Below are 20,620 nucleotides of genomic sequence, written 5' to 3' on the forward strand. Positions count from 1 at the left end.
AAGTGATCGGGGACAGGCCACAGTTCCCGAAAGGCAGCTAATCGCATCAAGGCGCAATCATTAAGGAGAGGCTTGCATGAAATCATTCCTCCGCGAGAATCCCACCATCGCTTTCGGGCTGGGCTTGCCGCTGCTGCTCGTTGTCGTGTTCCTGCTGGTGTCGGGGATACCTGCGCTGCTGGTCGATCCGCCGAAATACGATGTGCTCTACGCGACGGAATACAACAACTACAACAATTACCAGAACGGTGTGCAGATCTCCGTCGTGGATCATAAGGTGCAAGTCGTCTACCTGGGCAGTGCGATGGGTTACCAGAAGCCGCGTCTGTGGCGATACAGCCCGAAGACCGGCGGGGTGCAGGAGATCCCCATCATGCTGCCGCCCGGCCTGGTGCCGCTCGGGCAAAGGCCTGTTACGCCCGCCGATACGGCAAAGATCACGCCGATCGAAGTTCCCGATCTGGTCGGGCTGACGGTCGATTCGTCCAGCGTCGCGCCGGACGGTTACGAATTCAGCGCGGGGACGAACGGCTATTCGGGCGACGTATTCACCGGCCTGTTCTATTCCGGGCGCTACCGCAACGAGGCGGTGCTGACGAAGAAAGGGCGCAGCATCCGCCTGCCGAATGCAGGCAACAATCTGTATTACGCCAACAACACGCACTTCGTCGGCTGGGTCGTGGCGCCATGATCTGGCTGTTGCTGCTGATCGTCATCGTCGTGCTGCTCGGCGGCGGCATGTGGGGCTGGCCGCTGCTGGCCGGGCTCCTGGGCGCGTCCAGCGTGACGGACAAGGCCAGCGCGCTGGAGAGCATCGCGCAGCTGATGCGCAACTACGACATCACGCCTGCCGAAGTCGACGCCGCCTTGCGTGTGCCTGCCGCGGCCCGGCCTGTGGCTGCCAAACGCAGCAGGGGCGATGTCGCCAAGACGCTGTTCATCTATCTGGGGGCGATCTTCATCCTCGCCGGCGTCGGCACTTATATCGGCACGTTCTGGCAGAGCATGGGCAGTGCGATGCGGGTCTTCACGACGCTGGGCGTGGGCTACATCCTGCTCATCGTGCTGGTTTCCGCGCTGCATGAGGACAAATATCCGCGGCTGATCCTGCCGCTTGCGCTCGCTTCCGTGTTCACGATGACGGGTGGCTGGTTCGTGCTGATCCACGAGGTATATCCGCACGGCGACAACTGGCGTGCTGCTGCGCTGTTCGTGTTCGGCGTGATGGCCGTGCACCAGGGGGCGTTGCTCGGCAAATACCGGCTCACGGTGCTGGCGTTCACGACACTGTTCTTTGTGTACGGGTTCATGCAGGTGGGTCTGGATATGCTCGGCGTGCCGTTCGCCTACATCGCCATCGTGCTGGGCGCCTCGTTGTTCCTGGTGGCCACCGCACTGGAAAAGATGCCGCAGCGCTTGCTCGCGGAGCCCGCTTTGCTGATCGGCACCATCTGGCTGAACAGCGGCTTGTTCGACCGCATCGCGGTCGCCACTTCCGCCGACTGGGCGGGGGTGATCACCGGCGTGTGCGTGATGTCAGCAGCCTTTGGCCTGCACAAGGCGGGGCGCTATCCGCGCCTGACCGGACTCGGCTATTTCATCGGCTCGATCATGGCCTACAGCGGGTTGTTCGATCTCGTGCACAACACGTCATTCGAACTCGTCTATCTCGCGCTGAGTGCGGCCATGCTCTATGCCTGCGTGGTGCTGCAAAGCCGGGCGCTGTTGTTCACCACGGTCATCGCCATGCTCGGCTTCATCGGCTATTTCACCGCCAAGCATTTCGCCAATTCCCTGGGCTGGCCCATCACGCTCGTGCTCATGGGCGTCGCTTTCCTGGGCGTCGGCACGATCGCGATCAAGGTGAGGCGGCAGCTCTAGGCCGGTTCAGATGGCACGCGCAATTGGCAGATCAGGTCTGGACAATTACGGGTGAACAGATTCTCGGAAAAGTTGCTGGGGTTCGAGTGCGACATCCCGGATGGATGGGATGTGTTGCCGGGTGCATGGGCCAGGAAGGCCAAGCTGAGTGCCGCACCCACTTCCGAAAAGGTGGAGGAGCTGCTCAGGGCCAATACCGATATTCCATTCCTGAGCTTGCAGCAGACTCGCAACGATCCGTATGAATGTGTTCCGATCATCCAGTGCACGGCCAAGTCGCTGCAGGTGATGCACAAGATGGGCGGGCCTGATGCAGTGATCGATGTCGTGCTGGCCAAGATGGAAGAGGCATATCCGGATTTTCAACTGATACAGCGCTTGTCCCCTTACCTGATCGCCGGGGCGACAGGCGCCTACATGAAGGCCGGCATGTCAGTGCTCAACGAGCATGGGGTGAAATTCTCGGCAGCGTCCGAAATGATCCTGCTGCTGGCATCCGGATATTGCCTGATCATCGGGTTCAGCGGGCCCTCCGCTGTAGACAAACGGCCTGCCGCAGATTTCGATGCGTTCGTGCATTCGATCAGGATGGCGTGAACAGTTTCCACTATTTAACCTTCCTGCAAGCCGCGTCCAACAAAGACCTGCAAGGTAGTGTGCTGCAAATTGCCGTCATTCCTTGCTCTGCGTGAATGTGCCTTGAAGGTTGCCTGTTCTATTGGCTTGCAGGATGGTCGCCTTGTCGATTCGCAAGAGCGGTTGAATCAGCTTGAACGACGAGGTGCTTGATCATGTACACGAGATAGAGCGAGAGTCCGGCAGCAAAGAGACACCAGACCGAGATGTAGGCATAAGCATAGATCTCCGAGGTCAGCAGGCTGGACAGGGCGACCAGTCCCCCGAAGATGATGATCCGCTTGTTGCTGGAACCGAACAGCGGCACCAGCGTGGTCAGCGCATAGAGTGCCGCAGGCGTGATCGGCAGATGGATGGAGTCGCGATAGGGGACGGAGAACTTGTAGGCGATGGAGTGTTCCCGCACCGCGACCGTCATCCATTCCGGATGGGAGAGCATGACGGCAAACACCACCGTTCCGGCGAAAGCACCGAAGAGGGTGCAGCCACCCATGATCCTCCTGCGTATCTTGCCCGGCTCGACCACGTAACTGCCGAGGCCGAACCACCACAACCACAGCCAGTGCGAGAACAGGTGGAACCCGATTGCGTAAGGCACCGCGGCATGGGCATCGCCCGCATCGAGCATCTGCCATACCCGACCCTCACATGCCTGCTGCAGGCCAAAGAAGAGCGGGACCAGCCCCCACATCCAGTACGGGGCTTGCAGTTGGCGGGCCTGCTTTACGGCATACAGGCCCGTGGGTACCAGCACGGCGGCGGCGCTATAGCTGACAGTCGCGGAAAAGCACATATGACAAGCATCTCTCCTCGAAATGTGAAGCCGGCAATCTGTGAATCCATGCCATCAGGATGCTCGAATTCGTTATCATTGCCAATACCTAATGATGTGACATGTTTACCGCACAGGAAGATCGCAAATGCTCGAATCGATACGCCGCATGTTGGGAGGCTCGCCGAAAGGACCTTCATCCCAGGATTCATTTCAGCAACTGAACGCAGTCGCTCCGTTGAAACCCTCGCAGAACGGTGCGTCAAAAGAGAATGCGCAAAAGCATTCTTCCTTCATCTGCCGCGAGGCGATCCTGGACCGCAATGAGCGCATCGCAGGTTACGAGTTCGCATTGGGACAGAGCGTGCAGTCGCGCATGATGGACAAGAGTGCGCAGATACGGCGCGTGTATGACGATGCCATGCTGAACAGCCTTGCACCGCTCGGCGTGTCGTCTTTGCTGGGCGAGCGCAACGCTTTCATCCGCTTGTCGGTGGAATCGCTGCAGAATCCGCATCTCGACGCGCTGGCCAATCCGAACACGGTGGTCATGATCACTCCGCGCCCCCTGGCCGAGATCGATGTTGCCGGGATGCGTGCCAGCCTGGCACATATCAAGGCGCTCGGCTTCAGGCAGGGCTGGGCGATCAACCAGCCGCGTCCCGAATATGCCGAGTTCCTGCACCAGGCCGACTTCATCGAGATCGATCCCGCGCAACTGGATGGCATCCAGCTGAAAGCGATGATCGCGGAGTTGCGTGCCGCCAACAGCAGCCAGAAACTGATCGCCAGCAGATTGCAGACGGCGGATGACTTCAAATATTGTTTCGAGCGCGGCTTCAATTACTTCATGGGACCGTTCGTTTCCAGCCGCGAGAACTGGCATCCGTCGAAGAGCGATGTCAATTACTTGCGCGTATTCCAGGCGCTCGAGATGATCCAGTCCGGTGCCGAATTCGATGCCATCGCGGAGTGCCTGCGCACCGACCCGATCCTGACCTTCAAGCTGCTGCGCTATATCAATTCGCCCGGCATCGGGCTGCTGCAAAAGATCGAAGAGATACAGCGGGCACTGCTGCTGCTGGGCCGGGACCGCTTCTACCGCTGGCTGTCGTTGTTGTTGTTCGACAGCAAGAAACCGGGCTATCACGAGAATGTCCTGCAAGAGCAGGCGCTGACACGTGCGCGTTTCATGGAGATGCTCGCTGGCAAAGGCCGGGTTCCCGCCAATGCCGACCAGTTGTTCCTGACGGGTCTTTTTTCATTGATGCATGTGATGTTGGCGCAGCCACTCGAGGATGTGCTGAAACAGGTGGCACTGCCGGAAGCCGTCGTTTCTGCACTCAGGGGCGAGACAAGTGCGATGCACGATGCGCTTACGCTGGCGATCTCCATCGAGTCCGGGATCGGGAGCATGGAAGCCGATGCGGCACAATGCGGTGTGGATGCATCCGAAGTTTCCGGCATATTGATCGACGCATTGGCCTGGGCGCAGCAGATTGCTGCGGTCAGGGATTAGGCAATGTGCAAACAGTGAAGCGGCGGCCCACCTGATCAATGGGCCGGGATCCCGCCTTCATGCTCGAGCCGCCATCGCGGCGTGTCAGGCTTCCTTGAGCAATTCTTCGGGATACGGTTTGCTGGGGTAGTGGAAGGGTACTGGTCCGTCCGGCTGGGCATGCAGGAACTGGCGCACGAACGGATCCTGAGAACCGATCATCTCGCTCGTCTCGCCTTGCGCGACCACGACGCCGTCGTGGATGAAATAGATGTAATCGACGATCTTGAGCGATTCGGCGAGGTCGTAGGTCACTACCACGGACGATATGCCCAAGGCATCGTTGAGCTTGCGGATCAGGTTGGCGATGGTGTTGAGCGAGATCGGGTCGAGTCCGGCGAAGGGTTCGTCGTAGATGATCAGTGCGGGATCGGTGGCAGTCGCTCGTGCCATGGCAACGCGGCGCTCCATGCCGCCGGAAAGCTGGCTCGGCATCAGCTTGTGTGCGTTGCGCAGGCCGACGGCCTGCAGTTTCATCAACACCAGGTCGCGGATGATCTCTTCCGGCAGGTCGGTGTTCTCGCGCAAGGGGAAGGCCATGTTGTCGAAGACCGACAAATCGGTGAACAGGCCGCTGACCTGGAACATCATGCCCATCTTCAGGCGTATCTGGTACAACTCCTTGCTGCTGAGTTCATGCAGCACTTTGCCCATGAAATTCACGCTGCCCTTTGAAGGGTGCAGCTGGCCGGTGAAGTGGCGCAGCAGGGTGGATTTGCCGCTGCCGCTGGAGCCCATGATGCCGACGACTTTGCCGCGCGGGATGGTGAGATTGATGCCCTTTAGCACCTCGCGTGGGCCATAGGAGTGGTGCAGATCTTTGACTTCGAGCAGATTGTCCATGGTTCGATACAATGTTTGGGCTTCTTGCGGCCATTCTGACATGACTGGGGGCCGCAGTTAAAGGGGCAGTGTCATATTTGTTTTGCACAGCAAAGATTCCGGACGAGCGCCTTGCCTGCACAAAGACATCCATCCTCAAACACTGACCTTACTTTCCGCCGCGCCAACGCGGCAGATGTGGACGCCATCGTCGCGCTGGTCAACTCCGCCTATCGGGGCGAATCAAGCCGTGCCGGGTGGACCACCGAAGCGGACATCCTGGGCGGGCAGCGCACCGATGCGGCGGAGATCGCGCACCTGATCGCGCAGGACGGTTCGGCCATCCTGTTGTGCCTGTGTGGTGGCGGGATCATCGGCTCGGTGCATGTGGAACAGGTGGATACGGCCACGGCATACCTGGGTATGCTGGTGATCAGGCCGCAGTTGCAGGGGCAGGGGGCGGGCCGCCGCTTGATGGACGAGGCTGAGCGCTTTGCATACACGGAATGGGGTGCCGGGCGTGTGCAGATGCAGGTGATCACGCTGCGTCGCGAATTGATCGCTTACTACGAGCGGCGCGGCTACCGGCGCAGCGGCGAGGTCAGGCCGTTCCCGGCTGGCGAACCGAGATTCGGCCTGCCCAAGGTGGAGGGGCTGATGTTCGAGGTGCTGGAAAAGGTTCTGGAAGCTGGTTGTGGCGGGAACTAAAACCGCAGCTTCGCATCAACTTGTGCGTGTGAAATCAGTCCTGCGGAACATTCGGAGCATCTGCCTCGACTGCCTTGCGGCGACCAAGATACAATTCGCGGCCAACCGCACTTTCTGCAGGTAATCGATCAATGAAGTTGCCCTCTTTGCCCTGGAACAAACTCCCTTCCGGCTTAAGTTTCAAATCGCGTGGCAGGGCAGTGCGCCTGATCGTGCTGCTGTTGATGCTGGGGCTGTCGGGCTACATCTATTATCTCGACGTCACCATCCGCGAAGCATTCGAGGGCCGGAAGTTCGCTTTGCCGGCGCGCGTGTACGGCCGCGCGCTGGAGGTTTATCCGGGACTGAAGCTGACATCGGTACAGTTCGGCGAGGAGTTGAAGAGGCTGGGTTACCACGAACGGCCTGAGCCGAACGAGGCGGCGACCTACAGATACACCTTGAACGGCTACGAGTTCACGACGCGCGATTTCGTGTTCGGCGATGGTCCGCAAGCCTCGCAGCATGTGCGCATCGAATTCACCGACGGCAAGGTGTCGTTGCTGCAGCTGCGCGGCAATCCGGATGCCGACCTGCCTTTGCTGCGCATGGAGCCGCCGCTGATCGGCGGCATCTATCCCGGTCACAACGAAGACCGCGAGCTGTTGCGGCTCAGCCAGGTACCGAAGCCGCTGATCGATGCGCTGGTTGCGACCGAGGACCGCAAGTTCTATACGCACTGGGGCATCGATCCGCGCGGCATCGCGCGTGCCCTGTTCAAGACGGTCACCGGGCAACGCATCGAAGGCGGCAGCACGCTCACCCAGCAGCTGGTGAAGAATTTCTTCCTGACTTCCGAACGCACGCTGACGCGCAAGGGCACTGAGGTGCTGATGGCGCTGCTGCTCGAGATGCATTACAGCAAGGACGAGATACTCGAGACGTATATCAACGAGATATTTCTGGGGCAGGATTCCAGCCGCGCCATCCACGGCTTCGGTCTGGCCAGCTATTTCTACTTCGACCGCCCACTCGATCGTCTGGAACTGCAGGAGATGGCGACGCTGGTCGGCATGGTCAAGGGACCGTCCGTGTATGACCCGCGCAAGCACCCGCAGCTGACGCTGCAGCGGCGCAACGTGGTGCTGCAGGAGATGGTGAGCCAGAACGTCATCACGCAAGCGCAATTCGTTGCGGCCAAGCAGAAGCCGCTGGGCGTGGTCCAGCGCGCACCCGCCGGCACTTCGCCGTATCCGGCGTTCCTGCAGTATGTGCACCGCCAGCTGGAGCGCGACTATCGCGAGGAGGACCTGCGCAGCGAAGGCTTGCGCATCTTCACCACGCTGGACCCTAACATCCAGCAACAGGCGGAACAGGCATTGGCATCGCGTCTCGGGCAGATCGAAAAATCGCGCAAGTTTGGCGCCAATACACTGGAAGGCGCCGTGGTGGTGAGTAGTACGCAGACCGGCGAGATACAGGCGATGGTGGGCGGGCGCGATGCGCGTTATGCAGGGTATAACCGCGCCATCGATGCGCAGCGCCAGATCGGTTCGCTGGCCAAGCCGATCGTCTACCTGACGGCACTGGCGATGCCGGATCGCTATACGCTGATCACGCCGCTGGACGACAGCCCGCTGGTGTGGAGCCAGCCCGGCACCACCGACTGGAAGCCGCAGAACTACGACCGCCAGTTCCACGGCCAGGTGCAGTTGCGCACCGCGCTGGCCCATTCCTACAATGTGGCGACCGCGCGTCTGGGCATCGGGCTCGGTGTCGACACCATCCTCGACAAGCTGCCGCTGTTCGGCATCGAAAAAAGGCCGCCGCCCTTCGCTTCGTCGCTGCTCGGTGCTTTCGAGCTTTCCCCGGTCGAGGTTGCGCAGCTTTACCAGACTTTTGCCGACAACGGGTTCCGCACGCCTTTGCGCGGCATCCGCGAGGTGGTCACTGCAGACGGCAAGCCGCTGCAACATTACCCGATCAACGTCGAGCCTGTCGCTGCGGCCGGACCGGTGTATCTGCTGACGGCTGCGATGCAGGGCGTGGTGCGCGAGGGGACGGCACAGTCGATGATCAACTGGCTGCCTGCCGATCTGAATGTGGCGGGCAAGACCGGCACCACCGAGGATCTGCACGACAGCTGGTTCGCCGGATATACCGGCGACCATGTGGCCGTGGTGTGGGTGGGACGGGACGACAACCAGTCTTCGGGATTGACCGGCGCATCGGGTGCGATGACCGTTTGGGGCGAGATGATGAAAAACATCCAGCCTGAGCCTTTGCAGCCGGTCATGCCGGATGACATCGAGATGGTGAACGTGGACCCGGCCACCGGCGTGCGCTACGACGACGATTGCAGGACCGGTGTGCTGCTGCCTTTCATCAAGGGCTCTGCGCCGGCAGAAAAAGGGGTCTGCGCTTTTGCGCCAGCGGCAGTGCAGCTTGGTGACAGGCCGACGGCGAAGGTAGAAGTGAAACCCGAAGTCAAACAAGAGCCGGAGAAAAAGAACTGGCTGGAAAGGTTGTTCAATTGATGGATCGTTCCCGTTCGTTGGTTTTCCCGGCATTGCTGTTGCTGCTGGCCGGATGTGCCACCGCACCGATCCAGCCGGCGACTGCTCCTGGTGCTCCCGCCACGCCTGCAGCGCCTCCGGTGGTGCCGCAGGGGGCGATACCGCAACCGCCGGTCGAAGGAGTCGTCATCGAAGCGATGCCGAAGTCGGACATGTCGAGCAACAAGGCCATCATCGCCCTGCTGGACCGTGCGCAGCACGACAACGAGGCCGGCCAGCGCGAAGCGGCAGATGTGTCGCTGGAACGCGCCTTGCGCATCGAGCCGCGCAACGCCTGGCTGTGGCTGGAACTGGCGAAGCTGCGCCTGGCGCAGGGGCAGTATGCGCAGGCCATGACGCTGGCGCGCAAATCGATCAGTTTCGCCGGGCACGACAATCGGCTGCTGGCCCTGAACTGGCAGGTGATCGGCAATGCCCGCGTCGGACAGGGTGATTCCACGGGCGCGGAAGAGGCGTTCAAACGCGCTGCGGATTTTGCGCATGCAGCGCAAGCGGACATAGTCCCGATCTTCTGATATAAATCCGCCGTGAGAAACTGATTCAAGGCTGCGATGGCTCGCGGGTGATTTGTCGGGATATTTTCGTCATTTTTCGGTTTTCGGTTCCAGCTTGAGGAGAAACGAATGTTTTGTTCCAAATGTGGAAGTGCAAACGATGATGCTGCGAGATCTTGTGTGAAATGCGGTGCAGCGCTTGTGCAGACCGGCCTGGCCGCTTCTGGTGCAAATGCTGCGGAGCCTGCCAGCGACGAGGATTATTACAAAGCCATCATCGGTCCCCAGAACCAGGAATATTATCTTGAGCGTTTTTTCCGTTTCGATGATGAGGGAAAGATACTTCCCACCTGGAACTGGTCCGCGTTCCTGGTGACGTCCTACTGGCTGCTGTACCGCAAGATGTGGGTCCAGGCCGCGATCTATTTCATTATTCCCTTGCTGTTGCTGGCCCTGTTCTGGATCGTTGGTTTTGCGGTCGGCCGCGGTTCGGGTTTCCTGATCACTTTGGGCAATTTCCTCTATCTGGCGGCGGTCTTCATCGGGGTGCCGATGTATGCGAATGCGGCTTATTACAAGCACTGCAAGAAGATGATCGCTGAAGTGCAGGCGACGACACAGGATACGCAACGGCAACTGGGCGAACTTGCCGGCAAGGGCGGCACGAGCAAGTCGGTGGTCTTCCTCGTGATGTTCCTGGCGATCGTCGGCTTTGTCGGAATAGTGGCTGCCATCGCCATTCCCGCCTACCAGGACTCCGCGATCAGGGCGCGCATGTCGCAGGCGGTGGTCGTCGGCAGGTCTGCAGAAGATTATGTCGACGCTTACTACAGCACCTACAGGACGACTCCGCGCAACCTGGAAGCGGCAGACTTCCTTTCGTCGTTGCCGTCCGCGGTGAAGTCGGTGACCATCGACAGCCAATCCGGTACGGTCACGATCACGATGAAAGGTGCAGCGGCCATCGAGGACAAGACAATCAGGTTCGTTCCTGCACAGGGTGGCGACCAGCTCAGGTGGGCTTGCATGAGCGATGACATCCAGGACAGGTATCTGCCGCAAGAGTGTCGGCGCTCGAAGTGAGATAAAAGTGGAGGCAGGGAGATATCCTGAATCCGGCTGCGTCCTGATTGGATGTTTTGAGAGATTTTCTTTCAGTCAATTACCGGACGATTGCCATGCGCAAGAAGACCTGGCTTAGCTGGAGCAGTGGCAAAGACAGCGCCTGGGCGCTGCATGTGTTGCGCCAGTCCGCCGGACATGAAGTGACCGGGCTGTTCACCACCATCAACAGCGCATTCGAGCGTGTCGCCATGCATGCCGTACGTGTCCGATTGCTGCGCCAGCAGGCGCAAATGGTCGGCTTGCCGTTGTACCTGATCGAGATACCCTATCCCTGTTCCGACGAACAATATGCCTACGCGATGACGGACTTCATAATGCGTGCCCGCAATGAGGGTGTGGAATGCATGGCGTTCGGCGACCTGTATCTGGAGGATGTGCGCCGCTACCGCGAAGCGCGCATGCAGGGTACCGGCATCGAGCCGATATTCCCGCTGTGGGGGAGACCCACTCGCCCCCTGCTGCAGGAGATGCTGGCTGGCGGTTTGCGCGCCTGCCTCACCTGTGTCGATCCGAAAGTGTTGCCGGCAGAGTTCGCCGGGCGCGAATTGACGATGGAACTGCTGGAGAGCATGCCGTCCGGCATCGATCCTTGCGGCGAGAACGGTGAGTTCCACACTTTCGTATTCGATGGGCCGATGTTCGCGCAGCCGCTCGATATCGAGATGGGCGATGTGGTGGCGCGCGACGGGTTCGTGTTTGCCGATTGCAAGCTGCGCGACGTCGCCTTATAGCTAGTCGGCAAGCGAGATTGGAGTGAGATCAATGGGTTGGTGTCGCAGCGATCCTTTGATCGGCGTGATAGCCGGCAACATGCCTGAGCTGCCCCTGCCATTGCTGTTATTGTTATGAACAACAGGCTGGTTTCGGTACTTGGTATCGAGTGTCAGCTGCTAAAAAATCTTGAATAACGGGAGCGAAGCGGTGGCGAAAGTTCGGCTTGAACATCGGCATATAGTGCTCGGGCAGCCTCTGCAGTTTGATCTGGTCGACGACCGTGGCAGGGTGTGGCTCAAATTCGGCTATGTCATCCAGAGCCAGGGCCAACTGGATCGACTGATAGACCGGGGCGTCTTTTTCGAGGAGATAATCGACGAGACGCAGCGGCAGCAGCAGGCGAAAGAATATGTATCTGTGTTTCTGCGTGTAAGCGAACTGGCCGGAGATTTTGAGCGCCTGTTCGCCACGGAGCCGGTCAACTACGGCGCAGTGCTGAATATCACAGAATTGATCCAGGATCTGTGCGAGCTGGATGGTGATGCGGCGCTGGCCAACATACAGCTGCACAAGAGCGGTCGCTATTCCCTGCGGCATTCTTTCCATAGCGCAGTGATGACCGAGATGCTGTTGCGGCATCTGGATCGGCCCCGCGAGGTCAGGAGTTATGCCGTTGCCGGTGCATTGACCATGAACATCGGCATGCTGGAATTGCAGGATCTTCTTTATCAGCAGGACGTGCCGCTCACGCTCGAACAGAAGAGAGCCATCGTCGCCCATCCTGAAATGGCGGTCGAGGCGCTGCGCAAGCAAGGCATCGATCACTCCGTTTGGCTCGAGGTCGTTGGACACCACCACGAGATGATCGATGGGTCCGGCTATCCCAGGCGTCGGTCCGGGGATGAGTTGAGTATTGAATCCCAGGCCGTATCCCTGGCAGACCGTTTCTGTGCCCTGGTTTCCGAGCGAAAATATCGGTCAGGCGTCCTGCCCAGCCTGGCGGCGCAGAATCTGATGAGCCGTCAGGCATCCACCATCGCTCCTGCGCTTGCAACTGCCTTTACCCAGGAAGTCGGGAGCTATCCGCCCGGTACCATGGTTGTCCTCGCCAACGGCGAGGTGGCGGTAGTGGTCAGGCGCTTGTTGAACCTGAAGCAACCGATGGTGCGCAGTCTGCGTTCGCCCAGCGGCATTCGTTATGTGGCGCCCCCGAAGAGGATCGCCAGCGGTCCCGTGTTTGCCATCAAGGAAGCAGTGGATGCGCAAGTGATAAAAGACTTCGATTGGGCGATCCTGTGGTCGTCTGTGCAACTGGATGAGGCCAGCGCCGAATGAATGGGACAGGAGAGGCCCGCATCCTGTTGCGAGCGACACAGGCAGCAAAAAAGAGGGCATCGAGCCCTCTTTTTTATGGCTTGCAGCAGTTGCTGCAGACTTACAGTCTTACGATCTTCTCGCCTTCGAGTTTGATCTTGTCGCCTGCCATGACGCCGGGGGCGGTCTTGTAACGCAGCACGCGTTCTTCGCCGTTCTCCATCTTCACGGTCACATCGTAGACCACGGTCTTCTTGATCTTTTCCTCGACCTTGTTGCCGGCGATCGCACCGCCGATCACGCCTGCGATGGTGGCGAGGTCGCGTCCCGTGCCATTGCCGACCTGATTGCCGACGAGGCCACCGGTCAAGCCGCCGGCGATGACTCCCAGACCTGTGCCTTTGCCTTCCTGCTCGCTTTCCTTGACGGCAACGACGACACCGCAATTGTCACATTCGATTTTCTTTGCTGATGCCACTGGTTCGTTGCGTGCGGTTTTTGCTTCTGCGACATGCCGGGTTCTTTCGGAGGGTTTCCCGGCGGCATGTTCGGCTTTATGCGTCGGCTCGGGAGCGGGAGCTGCCGCGTGTTCCTTGGCTTTTTCTTCGGCCATGGCGGCCTTGACTTGGGCGGCGATCTCTTCAGTGGAGGCTTTTTGCGAGCAGCCGCTGAATGCAAGCATGCTGAGCAGGGCGATGATGCCCAAAACGCCAAAGCGGTTTGTGATGGTGTTCAAGATTGTCTCCATTAATATTATCGGGGTGTTGGCGAATCGCCAGTACCAAGGCTTGGAATAGTGAACAGGGGAATAAGTTCAGTCTGTTTTCAATCGTTCATGGCAAGGCTGTGCGGATACCGGCGAGCAAATCGGATATCATCGCAATGGTTCCTATTGGCATGACCATCATCCACCTGCATTCCGAATCGATATGAACAGCGTGCTTTCCGCCCTGATCCGGGCACTCCAGACCCTTTTCCATCCGAAGATGTTGTCGCTGGTGCTATGGCCCATGCTGGTGGCCGTGGCGTTGTGGGTAGGAGCGGCGATGTTGTTCTGGGGAAGCTGGGTCAACGACCTGACCGGCATGGTTCAGGCCACTCCGCTGGAGCAATGGATAGCGCACGGTTTCCTTGCCGTGGTGTCGCATTACCTGATCGTCATCATCCTGATGCTGTTGCTGCTGCCGGCGATCTATGTCACCGCGCTGCTGATCACCGCGGTCTTCGCCATGCCGATGATGGTCGACCACGTCGCCGAAAAGTATTACCCGGAGCTGGAGCGCAAGCGGGGCGGCAGCAATGCCGGCAGCATCGCCAATGCGGCTGTCGCCATCGTCGTGTATTGCGCCGGCTGGGTGCTGAGCCTGCCGCTGTGGCTGTTCTCGCCGCTCGCCCTGCTGTTGCCGCTGGTGCTGATGGCCTACCTGAACCAGCGCCTGTTCCGCTATGACGCGCTGGCCGAGCATGCCAGCCGGGAAGAATATGCGCGGGTCATCGAACGTGGCACGGTGAAGCTCTATCTGCTGGGATTGGCCGCCGGATTGCTGCAGTTCGTGCCGCTGCTCAACCTGTTCTCGCCCGTCTACGTTGCGCTGGCGTTCATCCACTTGTGTCTGGACGAGTTGAAACAACTGCGCCAAACCGTTCAGGATTCCAGCTGACGAAGTTGCTGATGCGATGGGCGGGCCTTCCGTGCCAGCAAGGCCGGCGCCAGGGCGCTAGCAGTATCAAATCGGGTAAGGGTTCGCGGGATGAAACCATGATGTGATAAAGGGGACTGCATCGATCCATGGGCGAGCTCGAATTATTTTGCGCCAACCCATGATTTTTTGGCCCACCCCGTTTACACTTCATCTACCGATCTCAAACTTCGCCCTGACGGGCGATTTTTTTAGGGGCTCTTAGATGGTGGCGACACATGTTCTGGCAAACCTTCAACCGATCGCGGTCTGGGCGCATTTCGCCGCGCTGTGTGCAGTGCCGCGTTCCTCGCTGCACGAGGCGGCGTTGCGCCAGCAGCTGATCGAGTGGGCAGAGGCGCACGGCATCAAGTCGCTGGTCGATGAAGCAGGCAACCTGATCCTGAGGAAGCAGGCGAGCGCAGGCTGTGAAGCGGCGCCCGGCGTGATCCTGCAAGGCCACCTGGATATGGTGTGCCAGGCCAATGCCGGCATAAAGCATGATTTCGAACGCGATCCGATCAAAGTGCAGGTGCACGATGGCTGGGTGGTGGCGCATGACACCACGCTGGGTGCTGACAATGGCATTGGCGTGGCATTGGCGCTGGCTGCGCTGGAAGAGCCGGGGCTGGTGCATCCGCCGCTGGAGGTGTTGCTCACCGTGAACGAGGAGTCCGGCATGGATGGTGCGCGCGGACTTGTTCCCGGTACCTTGCAGGGTGCGACGCTGATCAATATGGATGCAGAGGAGTGGGGACATTTCTATCTGGGCTGCGCGGGCGGTGTGGATGTGGAGGTGCGCCATGCTTGCGCGCAGGAAGCGTTGCCGCCTGGCTATGCACTGTGGCGGCTGGAGGTGAGCGGCTTGCGCGGCGGCCATTCCGGCATCGACATCCATCTTGGGCGCGGCAATGCGATCAAGCTGCTGGCCGATGCGCTGCATGACCTGTCCGAGCCCTTTGACCTGCACCTGGTGGAGATGTCCGGTGGCACTGCGCGCAACGCGATCCCGCGCGAGGCCTGTGCGGTGTTCGCGATGCCGGCTGCCGATGCCGGGTTGCTGGAAGCCTGGGTGAAGGATGAGCTCGAGGTGTGGCAGGAATGGTTCGCCGAGAGCGAGGACAATATCTCGCTGGTGTGCAGGCAGATCGAATCTACTGCGGTCAAGGCGGTCGCGCGCGAGGATCGCGACAGGCTGCTCGAATTCCTCGACAGCGCTGCAAATGGCGTCGATCGCATGAGCGACGATTTCCCCGGCGTGGTGGATACCTCGGACAACCTCGGCGTGGTGGCACTGCGGCAAGGCGAGTTCCGCGCCACCTTCAAGGTGCGCTCGCTGAGTGACGAGCGTGCGGACGTGCTGGCCGACAGGATGATCTCGCATGCGGCCAGTTATGGCTTGCGCGCATGGACGGACGGCGCGTATCCGGGCTGGACGCCGAATCCTTCTTCCGATCTGCTTGCGCTATGCCAGCAGGTCTACACAAAGGAGTTCGGCCAGCCTGCCAGCCTGCAGGTGATCCACGCCGGTCTGGAATGCGGCCTGCTCGCCGACAGCCATCCGCACCTGGACATGATCTCCTTCGGTCCCGACATCCGTGGCGCACATGCGCCGGGCGAGCGGGTGGAGATAGAATCTGTCGCGCACTGCTGGGCTTTGCTGAAGTCGATATTGCAGGCATTGGCTGCTCAGCCGCAAGGCGCAGATGCCAGCCGTGCCGGAAAGGTGTCGATGCTGTGAGATAGTCTGACCCGTCGGTTTCCGGCATCAGCAACGACGGCTGTTCCATTTTACGACACGTTTTTCTATGCCGAACTCATTCATGACGGGATTGTTGAAGTGGCTGCGCTGGGGATGCGACGGGGTGGAATCGTATTCCCTGCAACGGAAGATATTCCACGTCAATGTGGCCGCACTCATCGCCATCCTGTCGATGGCTTTCTTCGCCGTATTCAATGCGCTGACAGGCAATCCGGCGCTGATCCGGTCCAACCTGCTGCAGATACCGTTCTATTTCATCGTGCTTGTCGTGCCATGGTTGAACCGGCATGGACAAGCAGGGATGGCGCGATGGGTGCTCTCGCTATCCATCACCACTGCGGTTTCGACCAACATCTGGATAGCCAACGGTTCCTGGCTGGACCTGCATTTCTATTTCCTGCTGTTTGCATTGGTGGGGGTGGTGTTCTTTCCCATACGCCAATGGGCAAGCATCGTCTTCCTGTTTGTGCTGAATGCATCGCTGTTCATCTATTGCGAGTATGTCGGCGTCAAGCCCGATCCAACACTGTTCCTGCTTGGGGAAAATATGACCACGATGTTCCGCTCCGCCTTTGTCTCTACCAGCCTGTTCACACTGTTGTTCATCACCTGGCTGGGGGAATATGTGGCCAACCGCAACGAACGGGAGCTGGAAGAGCTGTCGGGTATGGATATGCTGACCCACTTGCCCAACCGCCGCCGCATGGAACAGCGTCTCGCCGAGACGATCGCCGTCAGCGAGCGCACCGGGCAGCGGGGGGCAGTCTTGTTCCTCGATCTGGATAATTTCAAGCCGCTCAACGATGAGCATGGGCATGCAGCCGGCGACCTGCTGTTGCAGGAAGTGGCGCAGCGCATCAGCGGCTGCATCCGCAAGATGGACATGGCGGCCCGCTTTGGCGGTGACGAGTTCGTGATCATGCTGAGCGAACTGGGGCAGGAGCAGGAGGGCGCCAGGCAGCGGGCGGCGCAGGTGGCGGAGAAGATCCGTATCGCGCTGGCCGAACCTTATTTGCTCGATATCAGTTCGGCAGGAGGTGACAGGGAGTCAGTGAAACACCGTTGCAGTGCGAGTATCGGCGTGGAGATGTTCGTTGGCGGAGCCATGAGCGAGGCCGACATCCTGAAACGAGCCGATGCCGCCATGTACCAGTCGAAAGAGCATGGACGCAACAAGATCAGTTTCCATGAAGAAAAACGGCATGTGTGGGATAACCCCGAGTTGCCAACGGTCGTCTGAACGGGCAGGGGGAGGCGCATGTTAGTATGCGTCGACAGATTGATATAAATTTCCGGGGGGCTCCTGCGCCTGATTTGGCTGTCACACTTGATTCAGATGTATAAGTTCATTGCCCGACATTCCCGTCGTATCCTCCGCGCTTGCTGTTTTTTCTGCGTGCTGTTGCTGTTGCCTGTGGCAAGCACGGCAACACCGCTGAGCCTGGAAGGCAAGTGGTACCAGGCTCCAGCCGATTGGGGCTACACTGGACAGGGTCTGCCGGACATCGCCAGGTTGACACCGGTGGATGCTGTATCGCGCACCGGCGGGCGTTTCATCTTCCTGGCAGACCTGAATACAGGAGAGGCTGGCACGCAGGTTCTGGACTTCAAGAATTCCAGCGTGATCGGCGAGTTCCATCATTGGGTGTTCGATAGCTCGGGCCATCGGGTCGCGGACGCCGAAGGGGGCATCCAGAGCGATGCCGACAATCCTTTTCTGCTGCGCCACGGCAGGGAGTTGCAGCTGGCCCCAGGGCACTACCGTCTGGTCACCGAACTATCCTCCCCGTTCTTTCTTGCATACCCGCAACCCTATCTGGATACGCTGGCGCACTATCGGCAGGCCGTCAAGGCGGGTACCGGGCTGGTGTTCCTCTGCCTGGGCATCCTGCTTGGCCTCGGTATCTATTACGCCGCGCTGGCGTTGATCCGGCACAGCATCGTCGACGGCATGTATGCGCTGTTCATCCTTGGCAACCTGTTATACAACGGCACGGCATTGCTGGTGTATCCCGGTCTGTTCGGCATGCACTGGTTCTATCTGGTCAGTGTGCCCATCCTTTTCTCCAATTGCGCCTATGCCGTGTTCGTGATGACGTTGCTGGACATCCGCCGCGACTCCCATCCGCGCTTGTACCGCATAGGTGTGAGTGTGTTGGGGATATTGGGTGCATTCATCCTGTTGGCGGGACTGATGCCCAATTGGTCGCTGGAGCTGGATCGCTACGGCGTAGGTCTTTTCCTGCTGTATGGCCTGGTCTCGGGCATCGTGCGAGCCCGGGAAGGGAGCCTTACGGCACGACTGTACCTGGTCGCCATCGGCGCCTTCTTTGTGCTGGGTTCAAGCGCAATCAGCCTGGGCAGCCTGCATGGGGTATACGTCTATTACATGGAGCATCTGGGACTGCTTGCGGTGACGGTCGAGGCATTGTTGCTGGCGCTGGTGGTAGCCCAGCAATTCGCGCAACTGCGCAGCGAAAAGGAGCATGCGCTGTCGCAATCCCGAAGAAACAGAAAACTTGCCCAGACCGATGCGCTGACCGGATTGCCGAACCGATATGCGCTCGAACTGGCGCTCGAGCAGCTGCCAGCACAGGGAAGCCTGACTTTCATCGACCTGAACGGGCTTAAATATTACAACGACCGTTTTGGCCACGAACGGGGCGATGAATTGCTGTGCCGTTTTGCTGCAGAATTGCATAAACGATTGCCGGAATGTGCCTGCCTGCACCGGCTGGGAGGCGATGAGTTCGCCATCACCTGCTGCGAGGGTGACATCTCCCGGGTCGAAGACCGGATCGCGGCAACGGTGAATGTCTTGCACAACGGCGATTTCAAGTTCGCGGGCGCCAGTTTCGGTTCGGTCAGGGTGGCGGAAAATCCCGCCAAGGATGACCTCATGCGCATGGCTGACGAACGCATGTACGAGAACAAACGCAGTTCAAGGCGTCTGGTTCCGCAGCCAGCCTGAGCGGCCTTGTCATGGCGCAGGAATCCAGGTTGTGGGCAAAACGAGGATGCAGGAATGCCTTCCATAATCAAACTCGAACAAGCATTGATGGCCTGGGGAACTCCAGAATTTCCGGACGTCCTCAAACGTGAGCTTGTACAATCGGGCGTCAGCCAGCTGCCGCTGCAGCAGGGCTTGTCGACCGGCAACTATGTGGCCGATGAGCCGATCACCGTCGTGATCAACAAGGTCGTAGAGATGGATGACGTGATCCGCGTGACGGCAGGGATATTTTTCAGGAGTGTGATTGGCGGTTGCAGTTGCGCGGACGATCCGACACCCGCGAGCGATATCGATGAATATTGCGAACTGCAGCTGGATATCAATAGAATGAGCGCAGCGACGACGGTTTCATTGTTGAAGGACGGCTGAAAAGGCGGCCCGCTTCTGCACCCGGATTAAAGAAGAACGATACGTGAATAGATGAGACTCGATCCGCCCACCATGCTGTTTTCACTGATCCTGACCAACGCCTTCATGGTGGTGGGTCTGTTCGTGGCAGCCTCGGGAGGGAGGGACCGGGAGAGGCATGACGGCATCGGCAAATGGGCGGTGGCGATCCTGCTGGAAACACTGGGCTGGATGCTGATCGCCGCACGAGGACACATCCCCGATTCGCTTTCCATCGTCGCCGCCAACGGTTTCCTGTCTTCCTCCTATGTGCTGATCCTGGCGGCAGTCTATGAGTTCCAGCAGCGCTCGGCTCCTCGCTGGCAGTACTTTGTGCCCGTCATACTGACACTGCTGATCGCAGCGATCCTGATAGACGACATCCATGGACGTTTCATCTGGGGCGGCATCGTCTTTGTCCTGCAGCTGGTGTTGATCGCCAGCGAGCTACTGAGGAACCGGGCAACCCATACCGGCCGCGCCTGGCGGCTATTGCTTGCCGGGATAGCGATCGTCGTGGTGGTGCTGGGGTTGCGCTCGCTCGTCGCGATGTCCGGGCAGTTCATCCTGGCCCAGCCCGAGACCGGGGGTGTTCCCAATTGGGTCCAGGTCCTTTCTTTCGTGGCGGTGATGGCGTCATCGCTGCTCGGCTCGATCGGTTTCTTGCTGATGGTCAAGGAACGCACGGATCGGGAGGTTCTGCATCTGGCGATGACGGACAGCCTCACCGGAGTGCCCAACCGGCGCGCCTTGATGGACTATGCCGAACGCGCGATGGCGCAACGCGGTGGCAGATCCGTGGCGCTGCTGATGATCGACGCGGACCACTTCAAGCGCATCAACGATACCTACGGACACCCGGTCGGAGACGAGGTATTGCGCCAGCTTACTCGTCTATTGCAGCAACGCTTGCGCGGCGGCGACTTGCTCGGCCGTTACGGTGGCGAAGAGTTTTGTGTGGTCGCACCGGATGCCGATGCTGAAGGTGCGCTGAAATTGGCCGAATCCCTGCGGGAGAGTGTTGCATCGGCTGTGCTGGACACGGAGCAGGGGAAACTTTCCATTACGGTGAGCATCGGCATCGCACACTCCACGGCCGATGCCGGGCGTGCATTGAAGGATATCCTGGCGGAGGCCGATATTGCGCTCTACAGCGCCAAGAAAGGCGGACGCAACCAGGTGGTCAGTTTCAGTTGATCG

The 20,620-nt window shown here is 59.6% G+C and carries 19 protein-coding genes and 1 pseudogene; 17 read left to right on the forward strand and 3 right to left on the reverse strand.

Annotation, left to right across the window (positions count from 1 at the left end; genetic code table 11):
- The first annotated feature begins 76 nt into the window (after nt 1-76).
- The 3 genes from SLIT_RS06080 to SLIT_RS06090 are packed head-to-tail and all read left to right on the forward strand — an operon-like array spanning nt 77 to nt 2,478.
- Nucleotides 77-691 (forward strand): hypothetical protein, encoded by a 615-nt coding sequence (locus SLIT_RS06080; protein ID WP_013029356.1) that lies wholly within the window; start codon nt 77-79, stop codon nt 689-691.
- On the forward strand, nt 688-1,881 hold the full coding sequence (locus SLIT_RS06085) for a DUF2157 domain-containing protein (protein ID WP_013029357.1): 1,194 nt from the start codon (nt 688-690) through the stop codon (nt 1,879-1,881). The genes SLIT_RS06080 and SLIT_RS06085 overlap by 4 nt, the downstream gene beginning before the upstream one ends.
- Before the next feature lie 51 nt (nt 1,882-1,932).
- Entirely contained in the window at nt 1,933-2,478 is a 546-nt protein-coding gene (locus SLIT_RS06090) for a hypothetical protein (protein WP_013029358.1), read from the forward strand.
- 118 nt (nt 2,479-2,596) lie between these two features.
- Here the strand turns inward: SLIT_RS06090 and SLIT_RS06095 are convergent, their stop codons facing one another.
- On the reverse strand, nt 2,597-3,310 hold the full coding sequence (locus SLIT_RS06095; protein ID WP_013029359.1) for a DUF6629 family protein: 714 nt from the start codon (nt 3,308-3,310) through the stop codon (nt 2,597-2,599).
- Between the two features lie 127 nt (nt 3,311-3,437).
- On the opposite strand from SLIT_RS06095, the gene SLIT_RS06100 reads away from it, so the two are divergent.
- Complete coding sequence (locus SLIT_RS06100; protein WP_013029360.1) at nt 3,438-4,808, forward strand: EAL and HDOD domain-containing protein; 1,371 nt, start codon at nt 3,438-3,440, stop codon at nt 4,806-4,808.
- An 84-nt stretch (nt 4,809-4,892) separates the two neighbouring features.
- Here the strand turns inward: SLIT_RS06100 and SLIT_RS06105 are convergent, their stop codons facing one another.
- A complete protein-coding gene (locus tag SLIT_RS06105; RefSeq protein ID WP_013029361.1) occupies nt 4,893-5,690 on the reverse strand; it encodes an ABC transporter ATP-binding protein in 798 nt (265 codons plus the stop codon).
- A 111-nt stretch (nt 5,691-5,801) separates the two neighbouring features.
- Here SLIT_RS06105 and SLIT_RS06110 point away from each other — a divergent pair, with 111 nt between their 5' ends.
- The 7 genes and pseudogenes from SLIT_RS06110 to SLIT_RS06135 all read left to right on the forward strand — a co-directional run bounded on the left by SLIT_RS06110 (nt 5,802) and on the right by SLIT_RS06135 (nt 12,600).
- The gene (locus tag SLIT_RS06110; protein ID WP_013029362.1) at nt 5,802-6,377 is read left to right on the forward strand and encodes a GNAT family N-acetyltransferase; all 576 of its coding nucleotides are present in this window, start codon (nt 5,802-5,804) and stop codon (nt 6,375-6,377) included.
- 131 nt (nt 6,378-6,508) lie between these two features.
- A complete protein-coding gene (gene mrcB, locus SLIT_RS06115; RefSeq protein WP_013029363.1) occupies nt 6,509-8,893 on the forward strand; it encodes a penicillin-binding protein 1B in 2,385 nt (794 codons plus the stop codon).
- Nucleotides 8,893-9,447 carry a tetratricopeptide repeat protein gene (locus tag SLIT_RS06120; protein WP_013029364.1) on the forward strand — a complete coding sequence of 185 codons (555 nt, stop codon included), beginning with the start codon at nt 8,893-8,895 and terminating at the stop codon, nt 9,445-9,447. The genes mrcB and SLIT_RS06120 overlap by 1 nt, the downstream gene beginning before the upstream one ends.
- A gap of 108 nt (nt 9,448-9,555) precedes the next feature.
- Nucleotides 9,556-9,621 (forward strand): annotated as a pseudogene (locus SLIT_RS16380) (zinc-ribbon domain-containing protein); the annotation flags it as partial.
- 6 nt (nt 9,622-9,627) lie between these two features.
- Nucleotides 9,628-10,509, forward strand: a complete 882-nt coding sequence (locus SLIT_RS06125) for a pilin (protein WP_190272149.1) — start codon at nt 9,628-9,630, stop codon at nt 10,507-10,509.
- A 95-nt stretch (nt 10,510-10,604) separates the two neighbouring features.
- Complete coding sequence (locus tag SLIT_RS06130) at nt 10,605-11,282, forward strand: Dph6-related ATP pyrophosphatase (RefSeq protein ID WP_013029366.1); 678 nt, start codon at nt 10,605-10,607, stop codon at nt 11,280-11,282.
- Between the two features lie 169 nt (nt 11,283-11,451).
- Nucleotides 11,452-12,600, forward strand: coding sequence for an HD-GYP domain-containing protein (locus SLIT_RS06135; RefSeq protein WP_190272150.1), 1,149 nt, complete (start codon nt 11,452-11,454; stop codon nt 12,598-12,600).
- A gap of 100 nt (nt 12,601-12,700) precedes the next feature.
- On the opposite strand, the gene SLIT_RS15135 is transcribed toward SLIT_RS06135, so the two are convergent.
- Nucleotides 12,701-13,315, reverse strand: coding sequence for an outer membrane lipoprotein (locus SLIT_RS15135; protein ID WP_190272151.1), 615 nt, complete (start codon nt 13,313-13,315; stop codon nt 12,701-12,703).
- A 193-nt stretch (nt 13,316-13,508) separates the two neighbouring features.
- Here SLIT_RS15135 and SLIT_RS06145 point away from each other — a divergent pair, with 193 nt between their 5' ends.
- From SLIT_RS06145 to SLIT_RS06170, 6 genes are all read left to right on the forward strand, one after another.
- The gene (locus SLIT_RS06145) at nt 13,509-14,240 is read left to right on the forward strand and encodes an EI24 domain-containing protein (RefSeq protein ID WP_013029369.1); all 732 of its coding nucleotides are present in this window, start codon (nt 13,509-13,511) and stop codon (nt 14,238-14,240) included.
- A gap of 244 nt (nt 14,241-14,484) precedes the next feature.
- Nucleotides 14,485-15,999 (forward strand): aminoacyl-histidine dipeptidase, encoded by a 1,515-nt coding sequence (locus SLIT_RS06150; protein WP_013029370.1) that lies wholly within the window; start codon nt 14,485-14,487, stop codon nt 15,997-15,999.
- Nucleotides 16,000-16,066: 67 nt separating this feature from the next.
- Entirely contained in the window at nt 16,067-17,260 is a 1,194-nt protein-coding gene (locus tag SLIT_RS15140) for a GGDEF domain-containing protein (RefSeq protein WP_083775012.1), read from the forward strand.
- 174 nt (nt 17,261-17,434) lie between these two features.
- On the forward strand, nt 17,435-18,991 hold the full coding sequence (locus SLIT_RS06160) for a GGDEF domain-containing protein (protein ID WP_223293832.1): 1,557 nt from the start codon (nt 17,435-17,437) through the stop codon (nt 18,989-18,991).
- 54 nt (nt 18,992-19,045) lie between these two features.
- Entirely contained in the window at nt 19,046-19,402 is a 357-nt protein-coding gene (locus SLIT_RS06165) for a hypothetical protein (RefSeq protein ID WP_013029373.1), read from the forward strand.
- 51 nt (nt 19,403-19,453) lie between these two features.
- Entirely contained in the window at nt 19,454-20,617 is a 1,164-nt protein-coding gene (locus tag SLIT_RS06170) for a GGDEF domain-containing protein (RefSeq protein ID WP_013029374.1), read from the forward strand.
- The last annotated feature ends 3 nt before the right edge of the window (nt 20,618-20,620 follow it).

It is taken from the genome of Sideroxydans lithotrophicus ES-1, from assembly GCF_000025705.1.
Classification (GTDB): domain Bacteria; phylum Pseudomonadota; class Gammaproteobacteria; order Burkholderiales; family Gallionellaceae; genus Sideroxyarcus; species Sideroxyarcus lithotrophicus.

Coding starts and splice junctions, on each gene's coding strand:
- SLIT_RS06080 (WP_013029356.1), top strand. CDS start 77: ATGAAATCATTCCTCCGCGAGAATCCCACCATCGCTTTCGGGCTGGGC.
- SLIT_RS06150 (WP_013029370.1), top strand. CDS start 14,485: ATGGTGGCGACACATGTTCTGGCAAACCTTCAACCGATCGCGGTCTGG.
- SLIT_RS06170 (WP_013029374.1), top strand. CDS start 19,454: ATGAGACTCGATCCGCCCACCATGCTGTTTTCACTGATCCTGACCAAC.
- SLIT_RS06105 (WP_013029361.1), bottom strand. CDS start 5,690: ATGGACAATCTGCTCGAAGTCAAAGATCTGCACCACTCCTATGGCCCA.
- SLIT_RS06165 (WP_013029373.1), top strand. CDS start 19,046: ATGCCTTCCATAATCAAACTCGAACAAGCATTGATGGCCTGGGGAACT.
- SLIT_RS15140 (WP_083775012.1), top strand. CDS start 16,067: ATGCCGAACTCATTCATGACGGGATTGTTGAAGTGGCTGCGCTGGGGA.
- SLIT_RS06145 (WP_013029369.1), top strand. CDS start 13,509: ATGAACAGCGTGCTTTCCGCCCTGATCCGGGCACTCCAGACCCTTTTC.
- SLIT_RS06100 (WP_013029360.1), top strand. CDS start 3,438: ATGCTCGAATCGATACGCCGCATGTTGGGAGGCTCGCCGAAAGGACCT.
- mrcB (WP_013029363.1), top strand. CDS start 6,509: ATGAAGTTGCCCTCTTTGCCCTGGAACAAACTCCCTTCCGGCTTAAGT.
- SLIT_RS06130 (WP_013029366.1), top strand. CDS start 10,605: ATGCGCAAGAAGACCTGGCTTAGCTGGAGCAGTGGCAAAGACAGCGCC.
- SLIT_RS06085 (WP_013029357.1), top strand. CDS start 688: ATGATCTGGCTGTTGCTGCTGATCGTCATCGTCGTGCTGCTCGGCGGC.
- SLIT_RS06120 (WP_013029364.1), top strand. CDS start 8,893: ATGGATCGTTCCCGTTCGTTGGTTTTCCCGGCATTGCTGTTGCTGCTG.
- SLIT_RS06095 (WP_013029359.1), bottom strand. CDS start 3,310: ATGTGCTTTTCCGCGACTGTCAGCTATAGCGCCGCCGCCGTGCTGGTA.